Below are 13,143 nucleotides of genomic sequence, written 5' to 3' on the forward strand. Positions count from 1 at the left end.
TTGGTGCCTTGCAATATCGCCAGTCTCAGTTTCCCAAAGCTTCGGTGTCCACCGAAACGAATTTCGATAAGGCTGGCCTATGGACGTGAGGCGTCGCCGCTTATAAACCGGGAAAATCCCGCCACACTTGGTCTATATACAACTGTAGGGGCTGATAGTCGCTTTTATAAGCCATTTTCCGGCAATTTTTGATCCAGTAGCCGAGATACAAAAATTCGCGCTGCTGCCGGCGAGCTTCTTCGATTTGCCATAATACCGCATAAACGCCCGGGCTAGAGTCGGCGAATTTAGGGTCGAAAAAGGTATAGACCGCCGACCATGCGTGAGGGAAGCGATCGATCACTGCGATCGCCGACAGTTCGCCCGCAATCGAAAACTCGGCGAAGAGGGTGTCGCACCAGTCGCTAGCGAGAAAGTCGATATAATCACTGGCCCCGGCATGTGCCATCGAACCTTCTGCATGGCGGCTGTTTTGATAACGCAGATACATGTCGTAATGGGCTTGTTCAAACACAGCCGGTTTTAGCACAACGTGGGTTTCGGTATTTTTTTTCAGGCAACGTTTTTGCCGGCGGTCCGGGTCGAAGCGGGCGACAGGGATTCTGGCCGAGACACAGGCGGAGCAATGCCGACATTGCGGCGCATACACATCATTGCCGCTTCTCCGGAAACCATGCTTTAACAACTCCGCGTATATCGCCGGAGTGATCTGAAAGGCCGGGTGCACGAATGCCGAGCGCGCGCTTTCGCCGTCAAGATAACTGCACGGATGATCGCCGGTAATGAATAACGGAATGGATGTCATGATGATTGCCAGGCACAGGCGGCCTCAGGCACCGTGCAGAAACGGTCCAGAAAGTGGATGAAGGTGTCGCGGTCAATCAATTCGGCGCCGAGACTGGACAGATGGTGCGTATGAACCTGACAGTCGATCAATTCAAAATTCCAATCTTTGAGATGTTGAACTAACACCGCGAAAGCGGTTTTGGAGGCGTCGGTGATCGTATGAAACATCGACTCTCCAAAAAACACGCGGCCCATCGCGACGCCGTATAAACCTCCGACCAGTTCGCCGGCGCACCAAGTTTCGGCGGAATGCGCGAAGCCTAACAGATGCAGTTCACGATAGGCGTGCACGATGTCCTTGGTGATCCAGGTGCCTTCCCGGCCTTGCCGGGAGTCCGCGCAGGCGGCGATCACCCTATCGAAAGCGGTGTCGAAAGTCACGCTAAACCTGTCTTTACGTAGGGTTTTTTTTAGGCTGCGCGAGATTTGCAGGCGTTCGGGAAACAATACCAGCCGTGGATCGGGCGACCACCACAAAATCGGCTCATTTGTGTTATACCACGGAAACACGCCGTGCCGATAGGCGTTCAACAACCGCGTCGGCGACAGGCATCCCCCCACCGCGAGCAGGCCGTTTGGTTCGGCCAGCGCGGCGCTCAGCGGTGGGAACGGTTGCTCCGGCCGGTGGGGATCGAGTATGGCTATCTTCATCAAGTAGGCACAGGCTAAAAAGCGTTAGGTTTAAATCAACCTGAGCGCTGCTAGGCCGTGCGCCCTTATTTCAATTCATCGAGATATTTTTCCGCATCGAGGGCGGCCATGCAACCCGCGCCGGCCGATGTGATCGCTTGTTTGTAGATCGCATCCATCACGTCTCCTGCCGCAAAAACGCCGGCAACGCTGGTTGCGGTCGCATTGCCGGCAATACCGCTTTTGACCTTAATATAGCCGTGTTCCATTTCGAGTTGTCCTTCGAAAATGCCGGTGTTCGGGGTATGACCGATCGCGATGAAGACACCGTGGACGTCGATCTCCTTGGTTTCGCCGGACTGGGCATTTTTGATTCGGATGCCGGTGACTCCCATGTCGTCGCCGAGTACTTCATCCAGCGTATGATTCCATTCAATTGTGACGTTGCCGTTTACGGCTTTTTCGAGTAATTTATTAGAGAGAATTTTTTCGGAGCGGAATTGGTCTCGGCGATGTACGATAGTCACGTGGGAGGCTATATTCGCCAGATAAAGCGCTTCTTCGACTGCGGTGTTGCCGCCGCCTATCACCGCGACCGGTTTGTTTCTGTAGAAAAAACCGTCACAGGTCGCGCAAGCGGAAACGCCCCGGCCTTTAAATGCTTCTTCTGATTCGAGCCCCAAATAGCGGGCGGACGCGCCAGTCGCGATGATTAGCGCATCACACGAATAGCTGCCTGCATCGCCGGTCAGTACAAACGGCCTCACTGACAAATTGGCGGTATGAATATGGTCGAAAATGATTTCGGTGTCGAAGCGCTCGGCATGGTGGCGCATTCTTTCCATCAGATCGGGGCCTTGCAGTCCCTCGACGTCGCCGGGCCAATTATCGACATCTGTGGTGGTGGTCAACTGGCCGCCTTGCTGCAGGCCGGTGATCATGACCGGATTAAGATTCGCTCGCGCGGCATAAACCGCGGCGGTATAGCCGGCAGGGCCGGAGCCAAGAATCAACAATCTGCAGTGTTTGGTGTTGCTCATTAAGACCTCTTCAGGGATAGACAAAATTCTGCAATAAATTATGCAGGTGAATGCAGAGTTCGTAAACCGAAAAAATATGGGAATGAAATTGGGGCGCATCCCTGTCAAATCAACGGTTGCCTGTAAAATTATTCATGTAATCTCTTTGATGATTGATCTATAATCATGTTTTATTAGTATTTATTTTCTCCGAGAAATGTCATGTCTGCGGTAATGGAAGAAAAAACTGTTCGTGGTTTGCGTGAAATCGCCGTTTTGGTTTTTTTTGCCTGCGGCTTGTTTTTCCTGATTGCGCTGGCGACTTTTAGCCTCGAGGACGCCGGCTGGACGCATAGCGGGACGACAAAGACGATCGCAAATGGCTGTGGCGTATTCGGCGCCTGGCTGGCCGATGTGAGCTTCAGCTTCTTCGGCTTATTGGCCTATCCGTTCCCATTGGCTATTTTTTGGGCCGGCTACAAGTTGCATAAACAACGGGAAGTCCCGAGGATTATCCCGGTGGTTTTGCATGCCCTGGGCATCATCGCGACGATCATTTCGGCGGCAGCTTTACTGAATCTCTATTTACTGCGCCCCGGCATCGATTTACCGAACAGCACCGGCGGTATCGTCGGACAGGAAATCGGCAACACGCTGGTGATTAAGCTCGGCAATTCCGGTGCGACCCTATTTCTAATGGTCGGTCTGCTCGGCGGTATTACGTTGGCGACCAAAGTTTCCTGGCTCGCAGTGCTGGATTTGATCGGCAAATATACGGTCATGCTGGTCAAGGTGTTGCTTGGCCGTATTGCCGGTACGGGTGCAAGCGATAGAAGATTTGTGGTGCGGGAAGAGGCTGATGATCAGGAAGAATCTTTCAGTTTGGTGAACATCGAGCCTGTGCCGACCTCGCCAGTCAAAACTGAAACCGAAACCGTCAAAAAAGCCACGGTGAAAATGTCGCCGGTCCTCGAAAAGGTGTTGGCCGATGCTCAAAAAGCAGTGGCCAAACAGGTCGCCAAAAAAACACCGGTCGTGCGCTTTGAGAATCTGGGGGCTTTGCCGGCGCTCGAATTATTGGATAACCGCGATACGCGTGTAAAAGGTTATACGCAGACCGACTTGGAAGAAATGTCCAGGCTGGTCGAAAACATTCTGCAGGATTTCAATGTGAACGTCGAGGTCGTCGGGTTTCTGCCGGGGCCGGTGATTACTCGTTTCGAACTGCAGCCGGCGCCCGGCGTGAAGGTCAGCCGGATCAGTTCCTTATCGAAGGATTTGGCCAGGGCATTGTCGGTGACCAGCGTCCGTATCGTCGAAGTGATTCCGGGAAAGTCGGTGATCGGTCTCGAAATTCCAAACCGCGAACGCGAAATGGTCAATCTGCGCGAATTGCTCGCTTCCGGCGCTTTTGTCAAGTCGAAGTCGAACTTGACGCTGGCGATGGGCAAGGATATTTCCGGCGCGCCCTTGGTTGCCGATCTTGGCAAGATGCCGCACGCGCTAGTCGCAGGCACGACGGGCTCGGGAAAATCGGTCGCGATCAACACAATGATTCTGAGCATGCTCTACAAATCGACGCCAGAGCAGGTGCGGATGATCATGATCGATCCGAAAATGCTGGAGCTGTCGGTTTATGAAGGCATTCCCCACCTGTTGACGCCGGTCGTTACCGACATGAAGGAGGCTAGCAACGCCCTGCGTTGGGCGGTTGCGGAAATGGAGCGGCGTTATAAATTGATGTCGAAAATGGGCGTCAGGAACTTGGCCGGTTTCAATCAACTGGTCGTGGACGCCGAGACGCGCGGAGAGAAGATTAAGGATCCGATGTATCAGGCGTTGAATCCGTTGGCCGAGGGTGAAGAACCTCCGGTATTGGAGATGCTGCCGAGCATCGTGATCGTGATCGACGAATTGGCCGACATGATGATGATCGTCGGCAAAAAGGTCGAGGAACTGATCGCGCGGTTGGCGCAAAAAGCGCGCGCGGCCGGTATTCATTTGATATTAGCTACGCAGCGGCCGTCGGTCGATGTCTTGACCGGATTGATCAAGGCCAACGTTCCGACCCGTATTTCATTCCAGGTTTCATCCCGTATCGATTCCCGGACCATTCTCGACCAGGGCGGCGCGGAAGCATTGCTCGGCAATGGGGACATGCTTTTTTTACCGTCGGGCACCAGCATTCCGATTCGTGCCCATGGGGCATTTGTCGACGACCATGAAGTGCATCGCGTCGTCGAGTTTTTGAAGCTGACGGGGCCGACCAATTATCTCGAAGACATTACCCGCGAAGTTTCCGAGGTAGGCGAAAGTTATGGTGCGGGTAGCGGCGCAGGCAGTTTTGGCGACCCCGAAGGCGATGCCTTGTATGATCAAGCCGTGCAGTTTGTGACTGAGACGCGCAAGGCCTCGATATCGAGCGTGCAAAGACGCTTCAAAATCGGCTATAACCGCGCCGCGACGATGATCGAAACGATGGAAGCGGCGGGAGTGGTTAGCCCGGCCGAATCGAACGGCTCCCGTGTCGTGCTGGCGCCCGCGCCGGTCAGGGATTAGTCGTGCAATTGACTCTGATCGGCATTGTCATTCTGACCCTTGCGGCGGGCGGCGGCTGGTTGCTGGTCAGGCGGCATCCCAAGGAGTATGCGGTCCAAGTCAAGGCCGTGCTCTTTGGGCTCTATTTTTGGGGGCTGGTGTTTCTGCAGTTGATCATCGCCGCCTTGGTCTATTCCTTTCAGAAGTAATTCTTTCAAATCGTCGCCCCGGTCTACTGCATGATCGGGGCGATATTCTTGCCTAAAACCGCTTGATTTTTTTTGCCGTTCACAGGGCAGACTGCGGGCATTTTCAATACTCATTAAGTCCACTTAGCACTATAAATCGTTCTCTTGCTTCTGTATTTTGAGCGTTGATGCGCTGACGCCTAAGTTTCCAGTCATCATCGATAAAAAAGTGCAGATTGTTTTTTGCGCTTTATTGAATTTCCCGAGCATTCAACTACATTTTTGTGCAGTCGCTGAAATTCTGAAGCAATGCTTGTCTGCGGATTGAGCCGAACAGGATATGCCCGGCTTAAGCTGGCGTAATAAATAACCCTTTATCATACATAATTCCGGTGTGGACTACCAAAACTTTTCTTCGGATTAACCAGGCAATATTAATAAATCCAACTATACTTGATTTAAGGTTAAGCAAAGAGCTTAGTTAAGGCGGCAAAAATAAGCATTTAGGCCGGAATTCTCACTTCTTAGATGACTTGATAAAAAATATGTCACAAGATTCAATTAACCTCAAATTAGTCGGATTTAGTGAATTCGAGCAGCAAAATATCGAATCCGTTCTTTCCCTGGCTGAACGGGGGTTGCTTAAAAAATGGCGGCTTGTTACAGACCCGCCGGTAGATTACTACCTGCTGCCGGAAAGCCTGTGCGCGCGGATGGATCAAGAGGATTGGCTGAAAGCGCTTCCGCGCGACCGTTGCATCTTTTCCACTAAAGAAGGAGGCAATGCGGATAGAGGGCGTGATGATGTTTGGTTGTTGTGCGATTCCCGTATGGTGCCGCGCATTCGCTCAATGATCGAGTTGTTCAATCTTCTTTGCGAGGATACGCTGACCGAGCGAAGAAATCAGGGGCCTGTGTTACGGACGACGGAATCGCCGCCAAGCAACGTCGCCGCGACAGCGGCAGTGGAAGTTGCGCTGGCTGCGGGTGGGGGAGCCTTTATTGCGCGAGAAGGTTTTGTCGGGCAGTTGCTGGGGGCGGCGGACAAAACCGGGTTGTTGATATACGAACTGAATATCCCGAATTCTCCGGGCCGTATTTATGTTCATCCTGAGCAGCAGGTGTTTTACAGTCCGGCTAGCCTGGATCTACTGGCGCCATTTTTTACCGCGGATCAGAATTTGATTTCCTGCACGACCCGAAGCAATGTGACCGAGGCAGATCTTGAGCAGCTATCCGAAGCCGAAAATTTGAAGCCTTATACGTTGAGAAGTCTGCTTTGGTACGGGGTTTTCAAATCTTCCCAAGGGCGGTTGCTGGAGGGGGCGGCGGCGGACAAGCCAGTGCGATTGAAACGCTGGCCGGACTTGAATCTTTCCGATTGTCAGGACTTGATCAAACTTGCCGCGTTCATGCAAAGCAATGCAGCCGGTTTACAGACGGTTGCGGACAAAACCGGCATTCCGATCAATCTGATCCACGATTTTTATAATGCCTGTGAGATCGTCGGATTGATCGAGCAGAGTTCGGAAGCGGATATTCATAACAAACAGCTGAATCCCGAAAAGGTCAGTTTGTTTTCGAAAATCAGATCGCGACTGAATAAAGCCCACCCAGCATAAGCTTTGGATGCGTTATGGACAAGAATCATAAAATCAAGTTTGTTTTTACCGGTTGCGTCGGTGCGGGCAAAACGACCGCGATCGCCACGATCAGCGAAGTCGTGCCGATTTCGACCGAAGCAAAGCCGACCGAAGACAGCGTCGTGCGGCGCAAGAGCTCTACGACGGTTGCGATGGATTATGGCGAACTGACGCTGGACGACGGTGAAAAAGTCTATCTTTATGGAACCCCAGGGCAACGGCGCTTCGATTTTATGTGCCACCTGCTGACCAAGGGAGCTCTCGGGTTGATCGTGCTGGTGGACAATACGCATCCTGACCCAATGGGCGAACTGGATTATTTTTTAAACCTTAATGCTGCTTTCCTGAATCAAGGCGCTGCGGTAATTGGGGTGACTCACTATGATTTATCGACCAAGCCCAGCGTCGATGATTACTACCAATGTCTTTCGGAACGGGGCGATCCTTGGCCCGTTCTTCATGTCGATGTGCGTGAGAGCGATGACGTCAGGTTATTGCTGAATACGCTGTTGACAACCCTGGAATATGCGTAAGTCGATTGACCAAGCATAGTTTTGATTGTTAGTGCGATTACTTTAATTTAATGGAGAAAATACATGGCTAAACTTGATGATGTTGTACGTAAAATTGTGAACGACGTTGACGGCGCCTTGGGATGCGCGGTTGTCGATCTGTCGAGCGGCTTGTTGCTCGGCGTAGCTCATAACGTACCTTATTTTACCTCATCTTATTTGGAAGCGGTTGCAGCTGCGGCGGTTGATATGATGCGCGGCAAAAATGTCAGAGCGGTTGAATCCCTGCTGTCCAGCCAGCGCGGCAAAACGGTCCAGAACATGATTAAGGAAGTTCAAATGACTACCGACAAAACCTATCACTTCATGGCGACCGTGCCTGATAAGCCGGATTCACTGGTTGTATTGATCACCAGCAAAACTGCTAACCTGGGGATGGGCTGGTCCGCTGTACGCAGCAATATGGCATCGATTGCGCCTCTTTGCCCATAAGCGTTTGGGATATTCCTCTTCCGCTTGATTGGCGCAAGCAAGGTTCACGCCTGTGTTTGATGCCAATCAGCGGAGGGCGTTAGTGGGTGGTATCCTGCACAAAATAGCGTTACTTGCCGATTAGAAAGAGAAGAGCTGAGCGGCAGGCAAGTTAGAAGTTGAACGGAGCCGATCCGCATGTGCTAAGGAAAGCTAAAACAATCGTAAAATTCTTCCTCGCATTTATTTCCGCCAATTTCGATCTCAATAATGCAAGCAATAGAACTGATCGGTTCTCATGACGGCGGCGATCATTACAACATCGGCGCCATTTCCCAAATTCTTTCTCAGGATATGACTTCGTTGGCCTATGGTTCCGAATTTGTCGGCCGGCCGAACACCCGTATTTACTCGGGGGAACAAAATGTCGTTAAATTACGCAGCGAGCTGAGTTTTAACAAAGCCAGGGCGGTGCGTTGGATCAACACTGCATTGCAAAAAGAGCGCGAGCTGGGAGTTCATCATCCGCATAAAACCTGGTTTCTGATCGATGTTAGCGGTGAAGATAACGCGGTGGAACCTGTCGTTATCGGCAATATTTGTCCGCGCCTTCAGCCCATTCATACATTGCTCGAAGCCCGGCCGGATTCGGCTGCGACCAAAAGCAAATATCATGGCATTTTGCATGCGGTATTTGATAAATATTTGAATCTTGCCAAGCGCATGCAAGTGAAACTCGATGAGGGCCTCTCCAATTTCGGAGTGGATGTCGAAGGCAAGGTATTTTATCTGGATGACGAGTATTACGTCTGGGACAACTTTGTGTCCTTTTCGATCATGCTCGGCGTCTACATTCGGACTTACGCATGGCTCGATCAGGATTTTATCGAGCGAATGGGGCGGGATCTCGCGAATTCAGTCGATGCCGTGTTTGAGGACCCTCACTGCAACGTGATTGTGGCCGAACAATTGCGCTCGCTGTTCATGCCCAGCGAAGAGAAAACGCAGTTGGTGCGGAAATTGATCGATACGTTGTTATTGTTTACCAAGGAAGCAGCAGCGAAAAATCGTAGTAAGAGGCCGGGTGCTTCGGGTCGCAGCTCGTCGCGCTATTTTGCGTTGTTAGCCGATATTCACGCCAATTATCCAGCGCTGGAGCGTGTTCTCGGCTATTTAAAAACCGAAAATATCCAGGAAGGCATCATTCTGGGCGACATTGTCGGTTACGGTCCTGATCCCGCCGAATGTATCGAAAGATTGCAGGATAGTTCCTTGAACATCATCAAAGGCAATCACGACCATGCCGCCGCGATCAATAAGGCGGAAACCGGCTTTTCGCATACTGCAAAAGCTGTAATCAAATGGACGGTGGAGCGCTTATCCGAAGAGCACCGGGATTGGCTGAAATATTTGCCGGCCGTGATCGAAAATGATGAATGGCTTGCTGTGCACGGCGCCCCAATCGATCCGACGTTCTTTAACGGCTATGTTTACTCGATGACCGCCGAAGACAATCTGGAGCATTTACAGAATAAAAACAGGACGCTGTGTTTCCACGGCCATTCGCACATGCCGGGAGTCTTTGCGCGCGACAAGCGCAGAACGGACCATCATGTGACCGAGGAGACCATCAATTTGGACTCGTATAAACATGCGTTGGTTTGTCCAGGATCGGTCGGTCAACCTCGCAACGGCAAGCTCGGCACGCAATTCGCGATATATGATCGGGAAAAGAAGGAATTGAGCTATATCACGTTGCCCTATGAAGTTGAGGGCGTCGTAAAGCGAATGCGCGACTATGAGCTTCCTGAGTCATTGTGGCAGCGTTTGCTGACAGGCACGTAACACCACCCCGAGCCTCGGTTCCTGCATCAGGTTAAAGTGGAAGGCCGGCGAATTCTGTGCTCGACCCCCACAATGGCCCGATTCAACAATATCAGATTTTTTTCCGCATTGATCTGAATGCCCATCATATAAAAAATCGGCATCCATAGCGGATTGATCAGTACGCCACCAAGCGCGCTTTTCAAGGTTCTTTTCAAATTTTTGACAGGGTTGAACGACTCCGCCAGTGAGCCGGCCGGCGTATCGATAAACACTGCGGAGATCGGGCGGAGCAGGGCAATTTCGTGACTGTTCAGCCGCGTCATCGATGCGAACAGCTTTTGCTCCATACATCGGTAATTCCTATGGGCGAAACACACCGTGATGGCGAATGTCAGTGCGACTAACGGTAGCAGAACGATAGGCGGTGCGACCGGGGCGAAAGTGGACGATAGCATCACGATCCCGAGTCCGAGCATTAACAAATCTTCGCCATGTTCGACATCGCGGTCGATGCCCTGCACGATAGCTAGGACAGGATTATCGAAAGACGTATGCAAGTAATGACAGTCTTGTTTCATATCAACCTCCTTCAAGCCGATCTTTCCATAGAATCATAAAATTGAAAAAAGTCAAGTCGGCATCATCGACATCGGCGGATATCGGTAGGAACCGGTCATTGTTTGGCGGAGTAAAATCCGCTCTAATTATTAAAAATAATTATAGTGCCATGGTTTGTCTTTTGATCCGGAACAGGGGGCATTGGGTCTATATGCCGATTAGCTCAATAAAAATTTGCGCGCTCGCTGAAACGCTGGCCGCACTTGTTCAATTCCGATTTGCAGCTTGCCGTGGCAGCGTATAATGCCGGCGAAAATGCTGCGATCAGAAACCATAACAGCTCCGCCCTACGCTGAAACGCAGCATTGCGTAACGAGGTATTGTCCTTGCATTAGACAATCAGTAAGAGCCCCTAGGCGTCGTTCTGGCTTTGGTTCGATCCGTGTGGTTGAATGGAATGAGCGCTATTGAACGGAATGGTATCGGTTTTGATGGCCTTCTTTCCTTCGTGGCTAATCTGTTTCTGAACTAATTTGTTGCAACAGGTTAAATAAAAAAGGCCGGGCAGCACTGCTGCCCGGCCTTTTTTGCTGATAATCCGGTCTTCCGGATTATTTCTTTTTATTGCGTTCGAGGGTTTCCTTGATCACTTCGTCAGCCACGTTTTTCGGGCATGGCAGGTAGTGAGAGAATTCCATCGAGAACTGGCCGCGGCCGGAAGTCATCGTACGCAGGTCGCCGATGTAGCCGAACATTTCGCTCAGCGGTACATCCGCCTTGATCCGTACGCCGGTGACGCCCGGATCTTGCGATTTGATCATGCCGCGGCGGCGGTTCAAGTCGCCGATGACGTCGCCGACATGGTCTTCCGGTGTAAACGCGTCAACCTTCATGATCGGTTCGATCAGTTGTGGTGCCGCCTTTGGAATCGATTGGCGGAACGCGGCTTTCGCGGCGATTTCGAACGCAATCGATGAGGAGTCAACCGCATGGAAGCCACCGTCGAGCAGGGTGACTTTGAAGTCCAAGCACGGATAGCCGGCCAAGACGCCTTGGTCCAGCATGCTCTTGAAGCCTTTTTCAACCGCCGGCCAGTATTCGCGCGGTACGTTACCGCCGGTGACCGCGGATTCGAATGCAAAGCCGCTGCCTGGCTCGCCCGGCTCGATCGCATAATCGATCTTCGCGTATTGACCGGAGCCGCCGGATTGCTTCTTGTGCGTGTAGCTGTCTTCGACGCGGCGGGTGATCGTTTCGCGGTAAGCAACTTGTGGCTTGCCGACGACGACGTCAACGCCGTGGGTCCGTTTCAGAATGTCGACCTTGATGTCAAGATGCAACTCGCCCATGCCTTTCAGAATGGTTTCGCCGCTTTCTTCATCGGTCATCACGTGGAAGGACGGATCTTCCGCCACCATTTTGCCCAGCGCGACACCCATTTTTTCGTTGGAGCCTTTATCTTTCGGTGTAATCGCAACCGAGATAACCGGTTCAGGGAAAACCATCGGTTCAAGCGTCGCCGGCTTGTCGGGATCGCACAAGGTATGTCCGGTTTGCACGTTTTTCAGGCCGATCAGTGCGACAATGTCGCCTGCTTGGGCCGATTCGATTTCGGAGCGGTTGTCGGCGTGCATTTCCACCATGCGGCCGACTCTTTCGTTTTTGCCGGTGTAGGTATTCAGCAAGGTGTCGCCTTTCTTCAGCGTGCCTGAATAAATCCGAATGAAGTTCAGTGCGCCAAAACGGTCGTCCATGATCTTGAATACCAAGGCGCGCAGCGGGCGCTTCGGATCGACGATCGCATATTCGCCGGTCGGAGTGCCTTCGAGATCGGTTTCAGGTTGCGGCTTGACTTCGGTTGGATTCGGCAAGTAATCAACGACGCCGTCCAGGACGAGTTGTACACCCTTGTTTTTGAAAGACGAACCGCAATAAGTCGGGAAAAACGCCATGTTGATGGTGCCTTTGCGAATGCAGCGTTTGATGGTATCCATATCGGGCATTTCGCCTTCCAGATATTTTTCCATCGCGTCGTCGTCCTGCTCGACCGCGGTTTCGATCAGCTTTTCGCGCCATTCTTCGACTTTGTCCGCCATGTCGGCAGGAACGTCTTCGATGCGGTAGCTCATCGGATCTCCGGAATCGTCCCAGATCCATGCCTTACGGGTCAACAGGTCGACCACGCCCGAGAATTGGTCTTCAACGCCGATCGGCAAGGTCATGACCAGGGGGACTGCGCCCAGTACGTCTTCGACCTGCTTGATCACGCGGAAGAAATCGGCGCCGATACGGTCGAGTTTGTTGACGTAGATAAGGCGGGCGACCTTGGAGTCGTTCGCATAGCGCCAGTTGGTTTCCGATTGCGGTTCAACGCCGCCGGAACCGCAGAACACGCCGATACCGCCGTCGAGAACTTTCAGCGAGCGATAAACTTCGATCGTAAAGTCAACGTGGCCTGGGGTGTCGATGATGTTGAAGCGGTGGTCTTTCCAGAAACAGGTCGTCGCCGCGGATTGAATGGTGATTCCGCGTTCGGCTTCTTGCGCCATGAAGTCCATGGTGGACTCGCCCTCATGCACCTCACCCAGCTTGTGAATCTTGCCGGTGAGCTTCAGGATGCGCTCGGTCGTGGTGGTTTTACCGGCATCCACGTGCGCGAATATGCCGATGTTTCTGTAAAGGCTTAAATCAGTCATGTTGGTACTCTAAATGTTGGGCATGAAAATCTTTTTGCATTAACCGTCCGCGTGTATTCACTCAAGCAAATTCGACCGGAGGTTTGAACGGTGCAAGGCGTGACCTGCTGCCTGATGCCGAAGACCGCAGTCATGGTAACCAAGGGTTTGGACGGAACGCATCGAAGCCTGGCGGTTGGTTCAACGTCGAGCGCTGGCCTTAACCTACGTTTATT

11 protein-coding genes are annotated in these 13,143 nt (G+C 52.1%); 6 read left to right on the forward strand and 5 right to left on the reverse strand.

The genetic code is table 11. The features are described from left to right. Positions 1-100 precede the first annotated feature (100 nt). The 3 genes from U2W12_RS18065 to trxB form a co-directional block, all read right to left on the reverse strand. Positions 101-805 carry an arginyltransferase gene (locus U2W12_RS18065; protein ID WP_326502088.1) on the reverse strand — a complete coding sequence of 235 codons (705 nt, stop codon included), beginning with the start codon at positions 803-805 and terminating at the stop codon, positions 101-103. Beyond that, positions 802-1,497: a leucyl/phenylalanyl-tRNA--protein transferase gene (gene aat / locus U2W12_RS18070; RefSeq protein WP_326502089.1), complete on the reverse strand. Its 696-nt coding sequence runs from the start codon at positions 1,495-1,497 to the stop codon at positions 802-804. The genes U2W12_RS18065 and aat overlap by 4 nt, the downstream gene beginning before the upstream one ends. A 65-nt stretch (positions 1,498-1,562) precedes the next feature. After that, a complete protein-coding gene (gene trxB / locus U2W12_RS18075) occupies positions 1,563-2,516 on the reverse strand; it encodes a thioredoxin-disulfide reductase (protein ID WP_326502090.1) in 954 nt (317 codons plus the stop codon). 201 nt (positions 2,517-2,717) lie between these two features. On the opposite strand from trxB, the gene U2W12_RS18080 reads away from it, so the two are divergent. The 6 genes from U2W12_RS18080 (at position 2,718) to U2W12_RS18105 (ending at position 9,692) form a co-directional block, all read left to right on the forward strand. After that, positions 2,718-5,054: a DNA translocase FtsK 4TM domain-containing protein gene (locus U2W12_RS18080; protein ID WP_326502091.1), complete on the forward strand. Its 2,337-nt coding sequence runs from the start codon at positions 2,718-2,720 to the stop codon at positions 5,052-5,054. A 2-nt stretch (positions 5,055-5,056) separates the two neighbouring features. After that, positions 5,057-5,242: a hypothetical protein gene (locus U2W12_RS18085; RefSeq protein WP_326502092.1), complete on the forward strand. Its 186-nt coding sequence runs from the start codon at positions 5,057-5,059 to the stop codon at positions 5,240-5,242. A 524-nt stretch (positions 5,243-5,766) separates the two neighbouring features. Continuing rightward, positions 5,767-6,843: a hypothetical protein gene (locus U2W12_RS18090; RefSeq protein ID WP_326502093.1), complete on the forward strand. Its 1,077-nt coding sequence runs from the start codon at positions 5,767-5,769 to the stop codon at positions 6,841-6,843. Positions 6,844-6,857: 14 nt separating this feature from the next. Then, positions 6,858-7,397, forward strand: a complete 540-nt coding sequence (locus tag U2W12_RS18095) for an ATP/GTP-binding protein (protein ID WP_326502094.1) — start codon at positions 6,858-6,860, stop codon at positions 7,395-7,397. 63 nt (positions 7,398-7,460) lie between these two features. Further along, complete coding sequence (locus tag U2W12_RS18100; RefSeq protein WP_326502095.1) at positions 7,461-7,868, forward strand: hypothetical protein; 408 nt, start codon at positions 7,461-7,463, stop codon at positions 7,866-7,868. A 249-nt stretch (positions 7,869-8,117) separates the two neighbouring features. Then, positions 8,118-9,692, forward strand: coding sequence for a metallophosphoesterase family protein (locus U2W12_RS18105; RefSeq protein ID WP_326502096.1), 1,575 nt, complete (start codon positions 8,118-8,120; stop codon positions 9,690-9,692). A 26-nt stretch (positions 9,693-9,718) separates the two neighbouring features. Here U2W12_RS18105 and U2W12_RS18110 read toward each other — a convergent pair whose 3' ends face one another. After that, entirely contained in the window at positions 9,719-10,252 is a 534-nt protein-coding gene (locus tag U2W12_RS18110) for a hypothetical protein (protein WP_326502097.1), read from the reverse strand. A 591-nt stretch (positions 10,253-10,843) separates the two neighbouring features. Further along, a complete protein-coding gene (gene fusA, locus U2W12_RS18115; protein WP_326502098.1) occupies positions 10,844-12,928 on the reverse strand; it encodes an elongation factor G in 2,085 nt (694 codons plus the stop codon). Positions 12,929-13,143 lie beyond the last annotated feature (215 nt).

Origin of the sequence: Methylomicrobium sp. Wu6 (assembly GCF_035916875.1) — a bacterium.
Lineage (GTDB): Bacteria > Pseudomonadota > Gammaproteobacteria > Methylococcales > Methylomonadaceae > Methylomicrobium.

Bases quoted from the DNA above. Each gene is read 5' to 3' on its own strand.
- U2W12_RS18065 (WP_326502088.1), bottom strand. From the start codon at position 805: ATGACATCCATTCCGTTATTCATTACCGGCGATCATCCGTGCAGTTAT.
- aat (WP_326502089.1), bottom strand. From the start codon at position 1,497: ATGAAGATAGCCATACTCGATCCCCACCGGCCGGAGCAACCGTTCCCA.
- trxB (WP_326502090.1), bottom strand. From the start codon at position 2,516: ATGAGCAACACCAAACACTGCAGATTGTTGATTCTTGGCTCCGGCCCT.
- U2W12_RS18080 (WP_326502091.1), top strand. From the start codon at position 2,718: ATGTCTGCGGTAATGGAAGAAAAAACTGTTCGTGGTTTGCGTGAAATC.
- U2W12_RS18090 (WP_326502093.1), top strand. From the start codon at position 5,767: ATGTCACAAGATTCAATTAACCTCAAATTAGTCGGATTTAGTGAATTC.
- U2W12_RS18095 (WP_326502094.1), top strand. From the start codon at position 6,858: ATGGACAAGAATCATAAAATCAAGTTTGTTTTTACCGGTTGCGTCGGT.
- U2W12_RS18100 (WP_326502095.1), top strand. From the start codon at position 7,461: ATGGCTAAACTTGATGATGTTGTACGTAAAATTGTGAACGACGTTGAC.
- U2W12_RS18105 (WP_326502096.1), top strand. From the start codon at position 8,118: ATGCAAGCAATAGAACTGATCGGTTCTCATGACGGCGGCGATCATTAC.
- U2W12_RS18110 (WP_326502097.1), bottom strand. From the start codon at position 10,252: ATGAAACAAGACTGTCATTACTTGCATACGTCTTTCGATAATCCTGTC.
- fusA (WP_326502098.1), bottom strand. From the start codon at position 12,928: ATGACTGATTTAAGCCTTTACAGAAACATCGGCATATTCGCGCACGTG.